Source organism: Deinococcus aetherius, from assembly GCF_025997855.1.
Lineage (GTDB): Bacteria > Deinococcota > Deinococci > Deinococcales > Deinococcaceae > Deinococcus > Deinococcus aetherius.
In genome coordinates this window covers 353,201-369,666 of sequence record NZ_AP026562.1, presented here as the reverse complement: position 1 = coordinate 369,666, position 16,466 = coordinate 353,201, and the positions used below count along the sequence as shown (strand labels likewise).

General features: G+C 67.3%; 16 protein-coding genes and 3 pseudogenes. 11 read left to right on the top strand and 8 right to left on the bottom strand.

From position 1 onward, the window contains the following. Positions 1-275 precede the first annotated feature (275 nt). Positions 276-1,244, bottom strand: coding sequence for an AraC family transcriptional regulator (locus tag DAETH_RS21395; protein WP_264778147.1), 969 nt, complete (start codon positions 1,242-1,244; stop codon positions 276-278). 95 nt (positions 1,245-1,339) lie between these two features. Between DAETH_RS21395 and DAETH_RS21390 the strand changes: the two genes are divergently transcribed. Then, complete coding sequence (locus DAETH_RS21390; protein ID WP_264778146.1) at positions 1,340-2,188, top strand: NAD(P)H-binding protein; 849 nt, start codon at positions 1,340-1,342, stop codon at positions 2,186-2,188. A 141-nt stretch (positions 2,189-2,329) separates the two neighbouring features. On the opposite strand, the gene DAETH_RS21385 is transcribed toward DAETH_RS21390, so the two are convergent. After that, positions 2,330-2,476, bottom strand: coding sequence for a helix-turn-helix domain-containing protein (locus tag DAETH_RS21385; RefSeq protein ID WP_264778145.1), 147 nt, complete (start codon positions 2,474-2,476; stop codon positions 2,330-2,332). A gap of 12 nt (positions 2,477-2,488) precedes the next feature. Here DAETH_RS21385 and DAETH_RS21380 point away from each other — a divergent pair, with 12 nt between their 5' ends. From DAETH_RS21380 to DAETH_RS21365, 4 genes are all read left to right on the top strand, one after another. Then, positions 2,489-2,779: a DUF4158 domain-containing protein gene (locus DAETH_RS21380; protein ID WP_264778144.1), complete on the top strand. Its 291-nt coding sequence runs from the start codon at positions 2,489-2,491 to the stop codon at positions 2,777-2,779. 513 nt (positions 2,780-3,292) lie between these two features. After that, positions 3,293-4,129, top strand: coding sequence for a helix-turn-helix transcriptional regulator (locus tag DAETH_RS21375; RefSeq protein WP_264778143.1), 837 nt, complete (start codon positions 3,293-3,295; stop codon positions 4,127-4,129). 25 nt (positions 4,130-4,154) lie between these two features. Then, entirely contained in the window at positions 4,155-5,066 is a 912-nt protein-coding gene (locus DAETH_RS21370) for a DMT family transporter (protein WP_264778142.1), read from the top strand. Further along, positions 5,059-5,751, top strand: a complete 693-nt coding sequence (locus tag DAETH_RS21365) for a phenylalanine--tRNA ligase beta subunit-related protein (RefSeq protein WP_264778141.1) — start codon at positions 5,059-5,061, stop codon at positions 5,749-5,751. Before DAETH_RS21370 ends, DAETH_RS21365 begins: the two co-directional genes overlap by 8 nt. A gap of 98 nt (positions 5,752-5,849) precedes the next feature. On the opposite strand, the pseudogene DAETH_RS21360 reads toward DAETH_RS21365, so the two are convergent. Then, a pseudogene (locus DAETH_RS21360) lies at positions 5,850-6,326 on the bottom strand (IS6 family transposase); the annotation flags it as partial. A gap of 40 nt (positions 6,327-6,366) precedes the next feature. On the opposite strand from DAETH_RS21360, the gene DAETH_RS21355 reads away from it, so the two are divergent. The 3 genes and pseudogenes from DAETH_RS21355 (at position 6,367) to DAETH_RS21345 (ending at position 8,022) form a co-directional block, all read left to right on the top strand. Further along, complete coding sequence (locus DAETH_RS21355; protein ID WP_264777599.1) at positions 6,367-6,639, top strand: transposase; 273 nt, start codon at positions 6,367-6,369, stop codon at positions 6,637-6,639. Positions 6,640-6,648: 9 nt separating this feature from the next. Then, positions 6,649-7,431, top strand: coding sequence for a hypothetical protein (locus DAETH_RS21350; RefSeq protein ID WP_264777600.1), 783 nt, complete (start codon positions 6,649-6,651; stop codon positions 7,429-7,431). A 48-nt stretch (positions 7,432-7,479) separates the two neighbouring features. After that, positions 7,480-8,022 (top strand): annotated as a pseudogene (locus DAETH_RS21345) (transposase). 12 nt (positions 8,023-8,034) lie between these two features. Here DAETH_RS21345 and DAETH_RS21340 read toward each other — a convergent pair. The 5 genes and pseudogenes from DAETH_RS21340 to DAETH_RS21320 all read right to left on the bottom strand — a co-directional run. Further along, a pseudogene (locus tag DAETH_RS21340) lies at positions 8,035-8,280 on the bottom strand (IS6 family transposase); the annotation flags it as partial. Positions 8,281-8,583: 303 nt separating this feature from the next. Beyond that, complete coding sequence (locus DAETH_RS21335) at positions 8,584-9,756, bottom strand: BMP family ABC transporter substrate-binding protein (RefSeq protein ID WP_264778140.1); 1,173 nt, start codon at positions 9,754-9,756, stop codon at positions 8,584-8,586. A 37-nt stretch (positions 9,757-9,793) separates the two neighbouring features. Further along, the gene (locus DAETH_RS21330; protein WP_264778139.1) at positions 9,794-10,654 is read right to left on the bottom strand and encodes an ABC transporter permease; all 861 of its coding nucleotides are present in this window, start codon (positions 10,652-10,654) and stop codon (positions 9,794-9,796) included. Beyond that, on the bottom strand, positions 10,647-11,714 hold the full coding sequence (locus DAETH_RS21325; protein WP_264778563.1) for an ABC transporter permease: 1,068 nt from the start codon (positions 11,712-11,714) through the stop codon (positions 10,647-10,649). Before DAETH_RS21325 ends, DAETH_RS21330 begins: the two co-directional genes overlap by 8 nt. Further along, positions 11,714-13,243 (bottom strand): ABC transporter ATP-binding protein, encoded by a 1,530-nt coding sequence (locus DAETH_RS21320; protein WP_264778138.1) that lies wholly within the window; start codon positions 13,241-13,243, stop codon positions 11,714-11,716. Before DAETH_RS21320 ends, DAETH_RS21325 begins: the two co-directional genes overlap by 1 nt. Positions 13,244-13,494: 251 nt before the next feature. Between DAETH_RS21320 and DAETH_RS21315 the strand changes: the two genes are divergently transcribed. The 3 genes from DAETH_RS21315 to ureC are packed head-to-tail and all read left to right on the top strand — an operon-like array spanning position 13,495 to position 16,461. Continuing rightward, on the top strand, positions 13,495-14,022 hold the full coding sequence (locus tag DAETH_RS21315; protein ID WP_264778137.1) for a nucleoside deaminase: 528 nt from the start codon (positions 13,495-13,497) through the stop codon (positions 14,020-14,022). A 34-nt stretch (positions 14,023-14,056) separates the two neighbouring features. Further along, complete coding sequence (locus DAETH_RS21310) at positions 14,057-14,743, top strand: urease subunit gamma (RefSeq protein ID WP_264778136.1); 687 nt, start codon at positions 14,057-14,059, stop codon at positions 14,741-14,743. Continuing rightward, on the top strand, positions 14,740-16,461 hold the full coding sequence (gene ureC / locus DAETH_RS21305; RefSeq protein WP_264778135.1) for an urease subunit alpha: 1,722 nt from the start codon (positions 14,740-14,742) through the stop codon (positions 16,459-16,461). Before DAETH_RS21310 ends, ureC begins: the two co-directional genes overlap by 4 nt. Positions 16,462-16,466 lie beyond the last annotated feature (5 nt).

Below are 16,466 nucleotides of genomic sequence, written 5' to 3'. Positions count from 1 at the left end.
GCCCCGGGCGCAGCCGCTCCCTCTGCGACTTGGTAAGGCAGGGGGTTAGGGCGATGGGAAAGCGATACCGGACGTCTGCGCAACGATGGTGATGGCGTGATGGGGCGCGGGTTCCGGCGTTGCGAAACGCTGTTGCGTGATCACGAACATCAGCAATACGTGTTCGCACGACGGTTGGCCAGTTTCTGGAGCTTTGCTAGGTTTAGCCTAGTACGGACGTGCCCCGGGTCATCCTTGCCCAAAAGTCCGACCTTCTGCCCTGATCCTCGCCGGTATCAGGCCCCTGGGAGCGCTTTAAAGTGCGCGGCGCGGCGAACCTGTCCCGGCGCCCTGCCCCGGACCCGCTTGAACGCCTTGGCAAAGGCAAATTCATTCTCGTAGCCCACCTGCTGGGCCACGTCCGCAACGCGCGTCCCTTCCTCCAGCAGTTCGGCCGCCACCGTCATGCGCCAGCGGGCGACGTACGTCAGGGGCGGCTCACCGACCGCCTGGTGAAAGCGGCGGGAAAAGGCCGCACGCGACAGGCCGCAGAGCTGGGCCAGGGCCGCCACCGTCCAGGGGAACGCCGGACCGCCATGAATGGCGTGGATGGCTGGCCCGACCAGCGGATTCTGAAGCGCTCCGAACCAGCTCCGGTGCCGGGCGTCCGCGTGGTGGGCCAGCCAGTCGCGCAGCGCGTAGACGAACACGAGATCGACCAGGCGGCCGACGACGAGCCCGCCGCCGGAGCCGGGGTGAAGGGCCTCCTCCGCCAGCAGGTCAACCGTCGCCCGAAGCGCCCTCCCCTGGCCGCCCTCGGCGGGTACGTGCAGCAGGTGCGGAAAACCGCGCAGGAGAGGATGCGAGCCGTCCGCCGAGAGGGAATACGAGCCGCACAGCAGCACCGTGGAGGGGCCGCTTCCCCCGGTCGGCAGGGCCCTCGATTCGCCCGGTCGTATTGAGGCCACCAGGGGCTCAAACTCGATAGGCGGGGTGGCCGGATGGTCGCACAGGGTATGGCCCGTGCCGTGGGGAAAGAGAACGATGTCGCCCGGACCGAGTTCGACCTGTTCGCTGCTTCCGTCCGCCCGCGCCCAGCAGCGCCCCTCGACCACGATGTGGAACCCCGCCCGTTGTCCGACTCCTCCGGCGTGGGTCGCCCACGGGGCCCCGAGTTCGGTGCGCGCCGACAGCGAACTACCCAGGTGCACCGCCCCTAACACCTGGGTGAGCACATCGGGAAGGGAATCGATACGCTCGAACATGTTTTGGAGAGTATCAAGTATTCAATGTCGCGGGCCGCTCACGTAGCTTGACCTCGGCCGTTCCTAGCGTTCCTAGCCGGCCAGAGGAGAAACACATGACCGAGACTGTACTTGTTCTGGGTTCCACGGGGAAGACAGGTCGCCGCCTCGTGCCACGACTGACCGCGAGTGGTTTGAAGGTGCGAGCCGCCAGCCGCAAGGCGGGTGAGGGCCGCGTCCATTTCGACTGGGATCGCCGTGAGACCCACCTTCCCGCCTTGCGGGGTGCCGATGCGCTCTACCTGGTCGCCCCCGACCTCGTGGAGGACCCCACGCCCGTCGTCGGGCCTTTTCTCGAGTCAGCCGAGCGGGAGGGCGTGACGAGGGTGGTGCTCCTGTCGTCCCTGGGCACCGAATTTCCGAACGAAGACCCTGATTCTGGCAGGCGCAAGGTGGAGCGGCAGGTGATGGCCTCAGGGCTGGCGTGGACCATTTTGCGGCCCTCGGGGTTCGCGCAGAACTTCTCGGAGGGGTTTTTGCTGCCCGGCATTCTGCGGGCGGGCGCAGTGGCCTCCGTCACCGGCAGCGGTGCGGTCGCCCTCGTCGATGCTGGTGACATCGCGGCCGTCGCCGCTGCCGCACTGACGGAGGACGGGCATTCGGGCGCCACCTACGCCGTCACCGGACCCGAGGCGCTCACGTTCGCGCAGGCTGCGGCGACCATAGGTCAAGTGATCGGCCGGGACATCGGCTACCGCCAGATTTCTCCGGACGAGTTGACCGGAATTCTGGTGGGTTCCGGTATCCCGGCCGACTACGCGGCCATGGTGGTGCGGGACCAGGAGGCCATCCGCGACGGGGCGGGCGCCACCGTGACCGGCACCGTTGCCCAGGTTACAGGCCGCCCGGCGACGCCGTTCGCGGCGTACGCGGCGGGCGCGGCAAGGGCTTGGACTTCGGCGTGAGCGCCTCAGCGAAGCCTGGGGCAGGAAAGCTGCACTGGCCTGCTATGAGGTTGTCAACGCCAGAACCATTTTCAAGGTTCTGGCGCCCTCTCGGTGCGACCCCCTGCCGGGGAGCGGACAAGCTCTAGCAATTTTTGTGTGCTAAGCCGCCTCGTCCTCCCCGGACCCTGCTGGGGAAGCGCGTTTTACGATGTTCATGACGGTGTTCTTGCTCAGGCGCAGCTCGCGGGCGATCTCCCGATATGACCGCCCCTCGGCGCACAGCCGCAGCACCCGCGACTGGGACACCTGGAGGCTTCCTTGACCACTCTCCCGCCGCTGTTGACCTCCGCCCAGCGTGAACAGTTCACCCGCTTCCCGCAGCTCGACGAGCGCATCCTCTCGCGGCACGACCTGCTCGATGCCGCCGACCTGCTGCTCGTGCGAGAGCGGAGACGGGACTTCAACAAGCTGGGGTACGCCGTGCAGCTCACCGTGCTACGCCATCTGGGGCGGGCCATGTGCCCTGGGGAAGCACCGCCAGAAGCGGTTCTGGCCTCCCTCGCCGAGCAACTGCGGGTGAACCCGCGTGCTATGCCTAGTTGGGCTTAAGATACGGTTTCGCCATCTTGGTTCGATAAGCGCAAACACCATTCCCCACACGCTCTGAGGCCCTTGGTGACGGGACCAACTGCTGGCGTCAGGAACTGGTGTCTCCGCCGGGGACCTACCAGAGGCTGAGGAGCGAGACCTCGTCCTGGACGGCGTTTACGCTCAGCGGACCCAAATGTCGAAAGCGGGTCTTGAGCCCAGAACAGGCGAAGCGTCTCGGGGCACGTCTCCAGCTTTACTGGAGGCATACCCCGCCACTTTGCTGCTGGTGACACATCCGCCGGGTTAGGGCCTAGTCCAGGCGGGCTGAGGTACGCTCGAAGTGCAATTGGTCCGGGCCGACCATGGGGGCACCCTCCTCAGGGCTGGCTGACCCTGACTCAGCCCCCGGCCAGTTGCCGACTCATGGTGGCGAGGTCGAAATACGCGTTGTAAGCCCAAGCGCCCGAAAACAGCCGTTTAGGTCCGGCTCTTTGGGTGGCATGATGGGCGCGTGCCCCCGCAGGTTCCCACGTGACGCCCCGTGTCCGGGTGCAGAGCTGGCGCGCTCCCGAACTCGGCGGCGTGGACTTCCTGCATGGGACCTTCACCACCCATGCCTTCGCCCGCCACACCCATGACACCTACAGCATCGGCCTGCTCGCCCAGGGCGCCATGAGCTTCGAGTGCCGGGGGGCCACCCACACGCTACGGCCCGGAGTGATCGGCCTGATTCACCCGGACGAGGTCCACACCGGGCACGCGGAGACCCGAGACGGGTGGACGTACCGGAACTTCTACCCGGACGCCGGGCTGCTGGTCGGCGCGTTTGTGCCCCTGGGGAGCCGGGCGGACTTGCTGCCCCGCCTGCCCGTCGTGATCGACGACCCGGTCCTCTTCCACGCGCTCGTGACCGCCCACCGGGCCTTCGAGGAGCACGCGCCCAGCCTCACGCGGGAGTCCCTGATGCGCGAGGCCCTCACGGGCCTCGTCCTCCGTCACGCGGCCAAACCGCCTCCATTGCCCACGGTAGGGCAAGAACCCCAGGCACTGCACCTTGTGCGCACGATCCTCAAAGACGACTTCGCGCGCAACGTCACCCTCGACGAACTCGCCCGCCTCGCCGAACTGAACCCGTACACGTTGCTGCGCGCCTTCCGCCGCGCTTACGGGCTGCCTCCCCACGCCTACCAGCTTCAGGTGCGGCTGCGCCACGCCAAACGTTTCCTGCGCGGGGGTGAAACGGTCGCGCAAGCCGCACTTAGGGCAGGATTCACGGACCAGAGCCACTTCGGGCGGCACTTCCGCCGTACCTTCGGGGTCACCCCCGGGCAATACCGCCAGGGCGTCAAGAACGTTCTAGCCCTGTGAGGCTCGGGGGCCGTAGCGTGCCGTCATGCTGGTTGCCCTCCCGGACGTGCGCCGGAGCGTCCTCGCCCGTGGACAGCTCGCGCTCGCCATGCTGCTCGCGGGCAGCTCCGTCGTCCTGAGCAAGATCGTGGGCGCGAGCCTCCCGATCTTCCTCGCCAACACCCTGATCCTGCTCCCCGCCGTGGGCGTGCTGTGGCTCCTCACCTGGCGCCTCGAAGGTCCCGTGCGCGTCCCGCGTGAGGCCTGGCGTCCCCTGTGGCTGCAAGCCCTGCTCGGCATCGTCGGCTTCCGGGTCTTCCTCTTCTACGGGGTGCCCCTGACCTCCGCCGCCTCGGCAGGCATCCTGACCAGCAGCGTGCCCGCCGTGACGGCCCTGCTCGCCTGGATCCTGCTGCGCGAACGGCTGACCGTTCGCGCCCTCCTGGGCGTCCTGCTGACCGCCCTCGGCATCCTCGTCCTGACCGTCCCCGGCGCCGCCGCCAGTGAGGGTGCGAGGCTCCTGCTCGGGGGTGCACTCGTGCTGGGGGCCGTGGTCGGGGAGGCCTCTTGGAATGTCCTGAGCCGACTGTCCGGCGCCCGCCTGGGACCCCTCACGGCCACGACGCTCGTGACGAGCCTGGCACTCGTGCTGTTTCTCCCCCTCGGGCTCTTCGAGGCGATCACCTTCGACTTCGCGCGCCTCACTCCGGGGGACGTGTTCGCCCTCGGGTACTACGCACTCGGGGCGACCGTCCTGGCGTACCTCCTGTGGTTCGCCGGAGTGCGTCATCTGACAGCGAGCACCGCCGCCGTGTACACCGGGTGGCTCCCCGTGAGCGCCGTGGCCCTCTCGGCCCTGCTGCTGGGCGAACGACTCACCCCGTGGCACGCGCTCGGCCTCGCGTGCGTCCTGTGCGCGACCTTCGTCTTCGCGCGGCAAGGAGCCTCTCATGACTGACATCGCGGTGAGTGACGCCTGGCACGCTACTTTTCCCGGTGGACACGTGGGCGTGCTCCTGATGGAGGGCATTGACAACACAGCGCCGAACGCTACGCTCGACGCGCGCAAGCGGGCCCTGGAAGAGAGGCTGCGCGCCCAATTCGGCGACCTCTCCCGTCAGGACCTGCTCGAACTCGACGTGCTGAAGGCGTACCGGGCGTATTACAAGCGGTTTGGCCAGACGTACCACGTGCAACTGCAACTGGAGTCCGTCGTCCACAAGGCAAAGTCGCTGCCGAGCGTCAGCCCGCTGGTGGATGCCAGCTTCGTGGCGGAACTGGACACGCTCGTGCTGACGGCGAATCATGACGCGGATCGCCTCGTGTGGCCGCTCCGCATCGACGTGACGGGGGGTGGTGAGGTGTTCGAGGGCATGAACGGCAAGGTACGGACGCTGCGGGCGAACGACATGATGATGGCGGACGAGGGGGGCGTGGTGTGCACGATCCTGTACGGGCAGGACCGGCGGACGCGCGTCACGGCGGCGACCACCCAGGCCTTGTTCGTGTGCTACGCGCCCGCTGGGGTGGGAGAAACGCGGGTCCGGCGCCAACTGCTCGCCACCCAGGACAACGTGCGGCTGTTTGCGCCACAGGCGGCGACTCGGCAGCTTGAAATCTACGAAGCAGGCGTTCATCGGTGAGCACCCGGGCTTACACCCTGCTCCCTGGAGGTCGATCAATGGAGTTCTGGCAACTTAACCCCAGCAGGGCCATAGCAGCTCAGCAGGCGGCTTGAAAATCAAGCCGCCTGCTGCATGGCTGCCCGCCAGAGGAGAACTGCTGCGGCTTGGTTCCTTCTTCGGATGGCTGCAGAGACGGTGGTTCGGGCGTGGCGGTGAAGGTTCGAGACTCGAGCGTGCAGGGCGAGGAATTCCTGCGTTCTCTGCCGTTGTTTGAAGCCGAGCTGACTGCGCTCCTGCTGCCGTGTTGCTCGATGCGACTGTTCCACGAGGTTGTTGCAGCGGGCGGTGGAGATGACCTGGATGTGCTCCACACCGTGGAGCACGGGAAGCTCACGCAGGGCCGCCCTATAGGCCCACAACTTGTCGGTGTGAATGATCTCCGGCACGTCGTACTCCCTCAACAGGCGCACGAAAAAAGACTTGGCCGCCTCGGTGTCGCGGTGTTCCTGAAGAAGGATGTCCAGCACGTTCCCGTGTTTGTCGACCGCCCGCCACAACCAGTGCCCCACCCCGCCGACCTTGACGCAGACCTGATACTGTCGGCCAATTCATCGGTGGGGGCAGACTCTGCACATGTCCCTAAAAATCCAGCCCCTGGTGCCCATCCCTGAAGAAACAGCTCGGGTGGCCCAGCTCGCCTTCCCCAAGGGCACTGTGGCAACGAAGCTGAGGGATGCCTTCCAGCAGCTGTATCAGGATGAATCATTCCAGACCCTGTATTCGCGGCGAGGCCCACCTGCGTTCTCTCCCTGGCGGCTAGCGCTGGTCACGGTGCTGCAGTTCATGGAAAATTTGAGTGATCGTCAAGCGGCAGACGCGGTTCGGGGACGGATCGACTGGAAATAGGCGCTGGCCTTGGAATTGACGGATCCCGGATTCCACTTCAGCGTGCTGTCCGAATTTCGCAGCCGTCTCGTGGGCAGCAGCGCACACGCGCTGCTGCTCGACTTGATGGTGGAGCGGTTTCGAGCAGAACAGCTGCTCAAGGCGCGAGGAAAGCAACGAACCGACTCGACCCACGTCCTGGCGGCAGGACGCGAAATTCATTTGACGGAACTGGTCGCCGAAACGTTGCGGGCGGCGTTAAACGACCTGGCCACCGTGGTGCCGGGCTGGTTGCGGGGCGTAACTCCGCTGGCCTGGTTCGACCGGTATTCATGGCGGAGTGAAGAAAAACACCTGCCGCACACCCTGCCGGCCCGCACGACCTATCTTGTTCAGGTGGGTCAGGACGGATTTGCTTTGCTGGACGCAATTCAGACTCACGCTGCTGGGGAGTCGATGACGGTCCTGGGTGAACGTCCTGCAGTGCGAATTCTCCGCCAGGTGTGGGAGCACCACTTTGAACGGCAAGCCACCGCTTGCCGTGGGAAGGAGCCTGGGGAATGGCTACCAACCGGTGAGCGCGTGCATTCCCCTTACGCTCCTGAAGCCCATTTCAGCGACAAGCGGGGCGTGAAATGGCTGGGCTACAAAGTGCACTACACCGAAACTTGCGATCAGAACGACGTCCACCTGATCGTCGACAGCGATACGTGCTCTGCCGAAATCCCTGATGTCGCCAGTACGCGGACCATTCAACGCAAGCTCATCAAGAAAAACCTGTGTCCACAGGAGCACCTGGTAGATGCCGGGTAGACCGACGCTGAACTGCTCGTGACCAGTCAGCAAGAGCAGATCACCTGAATTGGCCCACTGAGGGTCAACAGCAGTTGGCAAGCCAAGGCCGGTCAAGGCGATGACCTCCCCAATTTTCGGATCGACTGGGAGCGACAGCAGGCAACGTGCCCGCAAGGCAACGCCTCGACAACATGGCGTCCCGGAGAGGACGCCTTTGGGAACGAGATCATCCAACTGCAGTTCAGCCGATCCGACTGTTCGCCCTGTGCCGTCCGGTCGCTGTGTACACGATCAAAAAGCTCTCCCCGCCATAGTGTGCTGCATCCCAGGGAGCAGCACGAAGCGCTGCTCCGGGCACGAGAAGAGGAGCAGTCCACGACGTGGTGAGCTCGGTACCACCTGCGTGCAGGAATTGAAGGCACGATTTCTCAGGCGGTTCGAGCCTGTGGACTTCGGCGTCCCCGCTACATGGGCCTCGCAAAAACAGCGCTCCAGCATGCCAACGTCGCAGCTGCCATCAATGCCGTAAGAGTGACGACCTGGCTGGCTGGCACCCCGAGAAGCTCGACCAGGACGTCTCGCTTTGCCTCCCTGCGCTTGACTGCATGAATTGGCCGACAGTATCCACACCTCGTCCAGAGGCCACCGAGAACTCCGACGGGGTTCCCGCTGGCGCAGTTCTTCTGTCAGGAGCGGAACAAACTTCCTATTCCACTGTCGCAGAGTCTCGTGGCTGACGATGATCCCGCGCTCCTGTAGGAGCTCCTGAACGTCACGCTGGCTGAGGGGGAAGCGGTGGTAGAGCCGCAAGGCGTAGTCGATGACGCTCAGGGGAAAACGATGGCGACACGGCTTCCGGTCACTCACAGCTCGCTAGCTTACCGAGGTTAAGTTGCCAGAACACCCTACCCCAACAACTTGCCACAACCCTGCCGGGTGAGCTGAACGGCTTCCTGGTTGAGTTCGGCGGTGAAGGTGCGGCGTTTCCCCACCGGGAACCTCGACTTCCTCTTGTCGGGCCTTCACTCGATGTCCACACGGGCGGAGTAAGTTCACCTTGCCGCAACCGCACGACCTTGGATAGGGTCCTCAACATCTGAAGTCCGACCCTTCACAGGCGCCTGCCCCGGCGGGATGCGCCGTGTGGGGGCTCGTCTTTTCTCTTCCCGCTTACTTCTTCGGCTCGTCGGCCACGGCGCCGGTCACGCCGGGGGCCATCCAGCTCATGCTGTTGAGATCGGCCACGCTGGCAACCTTGCCCGCGGCCACACGCAGGATGCCGTTGCGGTCCTTGATGGGCCCGGTGTAGGGGTCGAACTTGGGCCTGGCGCTCTTCATGTCGGCGTTCAGGGCCATCACGCGGTCATAGACGCTGACCGGCTTGCCGTTCACGGTCATCCTGGCGGCCTTGAGCTGTGCGGCAAACTTGGGATTGATGACCACGCCGGGCTGTGCCGCGACCTCGACCGCCCCCTTGTTCAGCAGCCACCAGTAATCGACGTTCTGGAGGTTCTTGTTCGTGTACGTGCCGTTGTGGACCTTGGTCAGGAAGTCGATGTAGATCTTGTCCCAGTGGACGATTTGGCCCGACACGACGCTGTTCGGCCCGAAGCGGAACATGTCGTTGTAGTGCCCGAACACGGGGATATTGCGCGCCGCCGCCGTCTGCACGATGGTGGGCGTGTCCTCGGTGAAGGCGAGCACGTCGTTCCCCTCGTTGATCAGGGCCTCGGCGGACTCGCGGGCCTTGGTCGGCTCGAGCCAGGCGCTGATCCACTTCACGTTGACTTTGGCCTTGGGATTGACTGCCCGCACGCCGAGCGCGAAGGCGCTGATGTGCCGCTTGAGTTCGGGAATCGGGAAGGTGCCCACGTAGCCGATGTTGCCGCTCTTGCTCAGCGCACCTGCCATCAGGCCGTTGAGGTAATACACCTGGTAGAAGTCCGCCATGTAGGTGGCGAGGTTCGACCCCCGCTTGTAGCCCGCCGCGTGCGCGAAGATCACGTTCGGGTACTTCTTGGCCGCCTCCGCCGTCTGGTCCATGTAGCCGAAGGAGGTCGTGAAAATGACCTGGCACCCACTCCGCGCCAGGCGGTCGAGCACCGGCGTCGCCTGCCCCTCGGGCACGGACTCGACGAAGCGGGTCTCCAGCCAGGGCAGCGCCTTTTCGGCCGCCTTGCGCGCCTGGTCGTGCGCGTAGGTCCAGCCGCCGTCATTGGCCGGGCCGATGTAGACGAAGCAGGCCCGGAGCTTGTTCCCCTGGGCCTGGGCGCCGGGCGCACCGGCCGTGAGGGCGAGGCTGAGGAGGCCGAGCAGGGAAAGGGAGGCTGCCGCTTTGTTCATGGTTCTCCTTACCGGGAACGGGGAAGGTCGGGGAGGGTCAACGTTCGCCGCGCAGGTACGGCCTTCCGAGGGCCGCTGGGGCATGACCCGCCGCCCGCCGCGCCCCCGCCACCCCCAGGGCGACGAGCACGAGCACGAACGGCATGGCCGAGAGCAGTTCGGTGGGAAAGACGGTCCGGCCCTGAAGGCTGAATTGCAGGTAGTACAGCACCCCGAAGAACAGGGCCCCGAGCGCCGCTCGCACCGGGCTCCACGCCACGAAGATGACGAGTGCGACGGCCAGCCACCCCAGCCCACCCGTGATGTTGTCCATCCACGAGGGCCGGTACGCGAGGCCGAGGAAGGCCCCGCCCAGCCCGCTGAGGGCGCCGCCGATCAGTACGGCCAGGAAACGCACCCGCGGGACGCTGATTCCCAGCGCGTCCACCGCCGCCGGGTTCTCGCCGGTCGAGCGCAGGATCAGCCCGAGGCGGGTGGTCGAGAGGATCAGGGCGAGTCCCACCGTGAGGACGGCCGCGAGCACGATGAACGGCCACTCGGGAACCCGCACGGGGAGCGGAGAACCCTCGTAGGGCTTGCCGAGCAGGCCCGCCAGCCCGATGCCCAGCAGGGTGAGGGCCAGCCCCGACACGAACTGGTTTGCCCGGAGCGGGATGGTGGCGACGGCGTGGACGAGCGCGAGGGCCGCTGCTCCCGCCACCGCCGCGAGGACGGCCAGCCAGGGATTGCCCGTGCTGTTCGCCGTGGCGAAGGCGGCCAGCGCCCCCACGGCCATCATTCCCTCGACGCCAAGGTTCGACACCCCCGCCCGCTCGTTCACGATGGCGCCCAGGCAGGCGAGGAGGATCGGCGTGCCGAAGGACAAAGCCCGCAGCAGGGCGTTCACGACCTCATCCATGAGCCCTCCCCGTGCCGAGCCGGACCCTGTTCTGCACGAACAGCTCGCTCACGATCAGGCACAGCAGCATCACGCCGCTGAACACGTCCACGATGCGGAAGGGCATGTTCTGGTCGATCTTGAGCACGTCGCCGCCCGCCAGGATCACGCCCATCAGCGGCGCGGTGAGCAAAGCGGCCAGCGGATTGCCCCGCGCGAGCCACGCCACGATGACGGCGGTGAAGCCGTACCCCAGTGAGAGCTGCCCCGGCTCGATCAGGCGGTGGTGGATGCCCGCCACCTCGCCCACCCCGGCCAGCCCCGCCGCGCCCCCGGTGATCAGGGCGGCGAGCGTCATCACGCGGCCCGCGCTGATCCCGGCGTACCCCGCCGCCGCCGGATTCTCGCCCACCACCCGCAGGCGGTAGCCGAACACCGAGCGTGTCAGCAGGAATTGCAGCCCGGCGGCCACGAGCACGCCCAGCACCAGGGTCGGCCAGTGGACCTGCGTGCCCCCGAGGACGGGCAGGGTGGCCGCGTCCGGGAACAGGTCCGAGTACACGTAGCCCTGCACGTTGCGCCCCTTCCAGGGCCCATTGATGAGGTACAGCACGAGGCTGACGGCCACGTAGTTCAGCATCAGCGTGGTCACAATCTCGTTGACCCGGTAGCGCACCTTGAGCCACACGGCGATCCAGGCCCACAGGCCGCCCGCCAGCGCCCCGAGGAGGAACATCAGCGGCAGCGTCCAGGGCCCGGGCGGAAGGAACAGGGCGATGCCGGAGCCGCCCACCGCCCCGAGCAGGAGTTGCCCCTCGCCGCCGATGTTCACGAACTGGGCGCGGTAGGCCAGGGCGAGCCCCGCCCCGATCAGCAGCAGGGGGATGAAGCGCCGGGCCACCTCGGAGAGGCCGACCGGGTCGCCCAGGGTGCTGCCCAGCATGCTGCGGTAGGCCTCCAGCGGGCTCACCCCGTAAAGGGCGAAGACCCCGGCACAGATCAGGGCGGCGACCAGGACGGCGGCCAGCGTGACGAGCAGCAACCTCAGCGGACCGGGGTTCACCACGGGCGAGAGGCGCATCATGCCGCGCCCCCGGTCATCCGCAGGCCCAGCTCCTCGCGCGAGGTTCGTGCGGCATCGAAGGGCCCGAGCAGTTCGCCGTGGACCATCACCGCGATGCGGTCACACAGCAAGAGCAGTTCGTCGAGGTCCTCGCCCACCAGCAGGACGCCCGCGCCTCCTTCCGCCCGCCGCAGGAGTTCGCCGTGGACCTGCTCGGTCGCCCCGATATCGAGGCCATAGGTGGGGTGGACGGCCAGGATCAGCTGGGCGTTCTCGGCGAGTTCACGTGCCAGGATCAGCTTCTGGATGTTTCCACCCGACAGCAGGCGGCTGGGGGTGTGGATGCCCGGGGTGGACACCCCGTACCGGTCCACCATGCGGCGGGCAAAGTCGTCCTGAGCCGCGATGTCACGGAGGCCCCCCCGCGAGAAGGGCGCCTGGCCGTGTTCGCGCAGCACCAGATTCTCCGAGACGCTCATGGTAGGAACGGTCCCGGTGTGGAGGCGGTCCTCCGGAATGTGCGCCACTCCCTGCGAGAAGCGCCGTGCCGGATCGCCCGTCAGGGGCTGCCCGCCGAGCGTGATCTCGCCGCCGCTCGTTGGACGCAGGCCCGCGAGCACCTCCACGAGTTCGGTTTGCCCGTTCCCGGCCACGCCCGCCACCCCCAGCACCTCGCCCGCGTGCAGGTCAAAACTCACCACGCGCAGGGCGAGGTGGCCACGCTCCCCCCGGCCCTGAAGGTCGCGGACGCCGAGCAAGACGGGGCCGAGGCGGCCCGTCACCCGGCGGCGCTCAAAGTTCACCCCGCGCCCCACCATGAGCTCGGCGAGTTTCGCCTGGGTCGCCTCGGCTATGGGGAGGCCACCCACCACCCGCCCCCGGCGCAGGACCACCGTGCGGTCGCAGATGTCCAGCACCTCGCCCAACTTGTGGCTGATAAAGATGAGCGACTTGCCGCTCGCCCTCAGCTCGCGCATCACCCGAAAGAGCCCCTCGGCCTCCTGCGGGGTGAGCACGCTCGTGGGCTCGTCGAGGATGAGGACGCGGGCCCCACCCAGCAGGGCGCGCAGAATCTCCACGCGCTGCTTCTCGCCGGGTGAGAGGGTGTGGACGGGCGCGTTGGGGTCCACCTCCAGACCGTAGGCCCGCGACAGTTCGCGGAGGCGGGGAGTCACGCGGCGCACCGGGAGCCACGCCCCCCCCGCCCCCAGCGCCAGGTTCTCGGCGACGGTGTGCCGCTCCACGAGGAGGGGGTGCTGCGGCACGAGCCCGATGCCGAGCCTCAGCGCCTGGGCAGGGGAGGTCAGGCGCACCTCCCTCCCGTCCATCAGGATGTCGCCCTCGTCGGGTCGGTACAGGCCGTACAGGATGCTGACGAGGGTGCTCTTGCCCGCGCCGTTCTCGCCCAGCAGGCCGAGCACCTCGCCCGCGTGAACCTCCAGCGACACGTGATCGTTGGCCGTCACGCCCGGAAAGCGCTTGGTGATGCCCCGCAGCCTCAGGACGGGCGGTCCCGCCGCGTCCGCTGGCCTCGTTCTCGGTGCCACTTCAGGGGTGCTGATCTCTTCCTCCTCTTCGGGTGGCCCGGGATGGGGGGCTGGGACGTGAGGTGAATCTTCACAGATGAACGGCCGGACGACACGGCGGCGGCGAAAGAAGGGCTGACGCCGGAGGAAACAGGACACAGTCACCTGTATGTGCAGAATGTATCGAACACGGAAGATAAAATGCAAAAATTAGCTATGTCCTGTCCATACTGCTCCTCCTACCAGCATGCTGTGCAGAAAAAACAAACCGTATGGGCAGACCCATCTCCAGGGGAGCAGGGGTGAGGCCCTTGCTCCTCTCCCCCCAGGACGCGCGGCACCTTCGCCGCGCCCTGCACCTGGCGGGGGAGGCGCGAGCAGCGGGCCAGCACCCCTTCGGGGCGCTGGTGGTGGACGGGGCGGGCCTGGTCGTGGCCGAGGCGGGCAACAACTCCCTGCCACCCGACGGTGATCCCACCCAGCACGCCGAGTTGCGCGTCGCCGCCCGGGCCGCCCGCCTCCTGCCAGCGGGGGAGCTGGCTCAGGCCACGCTGTATACCAGCGCGGAGCCGTGCGTGATGTGCGCGGGGGCCGTGTACTGGTGCAACATCGGCCGCGTGGTCTACGCGCTGTCCGAAGAACGCCTGCTGCGTCTCACGGGCGACCACCCGGAGAACCCCACGTTCTCCCTTCCCTGCCGGGAGGTGTTCGCGCGCGGGCAGCGGCCCACCCAGGTCCTCGGCCCCTTCCTAGAGGACGAGGCGGCGCAGGCCCACCTGGACTTCTGGCAGCGGTCTTGACGGCGCCCCACCCAGCCCAGAAGGAGGTCCGACCATGCAACTGACCGAACGGGAACGCGACAAGCTGCTGATCTTCACTGCCGCCGAGGTGGCGCGCCATCGCCGGGCGCGCGGACTGAAACTCAACCACCCCGAGGCGGTGGCCCTCATCACCGCCGAGGTGCTCGAAGGCATCCGCGACGGGAGAAGCGTGGAGGACCTGATGGGCTGGGGCGCGACCCTGCTCACCCCCGACGACGTGATGGACGGCGTGCCCGAACTCATCCACGACATTCAGGTCGAGGGCACCTTCCCCGACGGCACCAAGCTGGTCACCATCCACGACCCCATCCGCGGCAGCGCGAGCGGGGTGGTCGCCGGGGAATACCTGCTGGAGGAGGGCGAGATCGAGCTGAACGCCGGACGGCCCGTCACGGCGCTGACGGTGGCGAACACCGCCGACCGGCCCATCCAGGTGGGCAGCCACTTCCATTTCTTCGAGGTGAACGCCGGGCTGAGGTTCGACCGCGCCGCCGCCTACGGCCAGCGCCTGAACATCCCCGCCGGAACCGCCGTCCGCTTCGAGCCCGGCGAGGAAAAGGGCATCGAACTCGTCCCGCTGGGGGGAACGCGCTCGGTGTACGGCATGAACGCGCTCGTCAGCGGGGAACTCGACGCGCCGAGGATGCGGGAGGCGGCGCTGGAGCGCGCGCGGGCGGCAGGCTTCGGGGGGACGGAGTGAAGGTTTCCCGCCGTCAGTACGCCGACCTCTACGGCCCCACCACCGGGGACCGGGTGCGGCTGGGCGACACGGCCCTCCTCATCCAGATCGAGCGCGACCTGACGACCTACGGCGAGGAGGTGAAGTTCGGCGGCGGCAAGGTCATCCGCGACGGGCTGGGGCAGAGCAGCACGGCCACGCGGGGGGATCCGGACGTGCCCGATCTGGTCATCACCAACGCGGTGATTCTCGACCATTGGGGCGTCATCAAGGCGGATGTGGGCGTGAAGGACGGGCGGATCAGCGCCATCGGCAAGGCGGGCAATCCCGGCACCCAGGACGGCGTCACGCCGGGACTGACCATTGGGGCCAGCACGGAGATCGTGGCGGGCGAGGGGCACATCCTCACGGCGGGCGGGGTGGACACGCACATCCACTTCATCGCCCCGCAGCAATGCTGGACGGCGCTGGAATCGGGCGTGACGACCATGATCGGCGGCGGCACCGGGCCGACGGCGGGCACGAGCGCGACGACCTGCACGCCCGGCGAGTGGCATATCCACCGGATGCTGGAAGCCTTGGACGCTCTGCCGCTCAACTTCGGCTTGCTGGGCAAGGGAAACGCGAGCACGCAGGCACCGCTGGCCGAGCAGATTCGCGCGGGGGCGCTGGGCCTCACGCTCCACGAGGACTGGGGGACCACGCCCGCCGCCATCCACGCGGCCCTCAGCGTGGCCGACGACTTCGACGTGCAGGTGGCGATCCACACCGATACCCTGAACGAGTCGGGCTTCGTGGAGGATTTCATCCGGGCTTTTGCCGGGCGCACCATCCATACCTTCCACACCGAGGGGGCGGGGGGCGGTCACGCGCCGGACATCATCCGGGTGGCGGGGTTGCCCAACGTGCTGCCCAGTTCCACCAATCCCACCATGCCCTTCACGGTGAACACCCTTCACGAGCACCTCGACATGTTGATGGTCTGCCACCACCTCTCGCCGCGCATCCCCGAGGACGTGTCCTTTGCCGAGAGCCGCATCCGCCCCGAGACGATTGCCGCCGAGGACGTGCTGCACGACCTGGGCGTCTTCTCCATGATGAGCAGCGACTCGCAGGCGATGGGCCGGGTGGGCGAGGTGATCACGCGCACCTGGCAGACGGCCCACAAGATGAAGGTCCAGCGCGGGCCGCTCTCCATCCCCGGCCTCGGGGAGGACCGCCGCGCCGACAACCTGCGCGCCCGGCGTTTCGTCGCCAAGTACACGATCAACCCGGCGATCGCCCACGGCGTCGCGCACGAGGTGGGGAGCGTGGAGGTCGGCAAGCTGGCAGACCTGGTGCTGTGGAAACCTGCCTTCTTCGGGGCGAAACCGGCGATGGTCCTCAAGGGCGGGCTCGTCGTGGCGGCTCAGATGGGGGACGCCAACGCGAGCATTCCCACCCCCCAGCCCGTCTACCCCCGCCCCATGTTCGCGGCGCACGGCGGGGCCCGGGCGGGCACCTGCCTGCACTTCGTCTCGGCGGCGAGTCTGGAAGGAGGTCGTCTCCCCGAGGTGGCCCGTCCCTACCGCGCCGTGAAAGACACCCGCTCCATCGGGAAGAAGGACATGCTCCTCAATGCCGGGACGCCCGACCTTCAGGTGGACCCCGAGACCTACGAGGTGCGGGTAAACGGCGACCTGGTGACCTGCGAGCCGCTGGACCGGCTGCCGCTGGCGCAGAAGTATTTCCTGTTCTGAGGAGG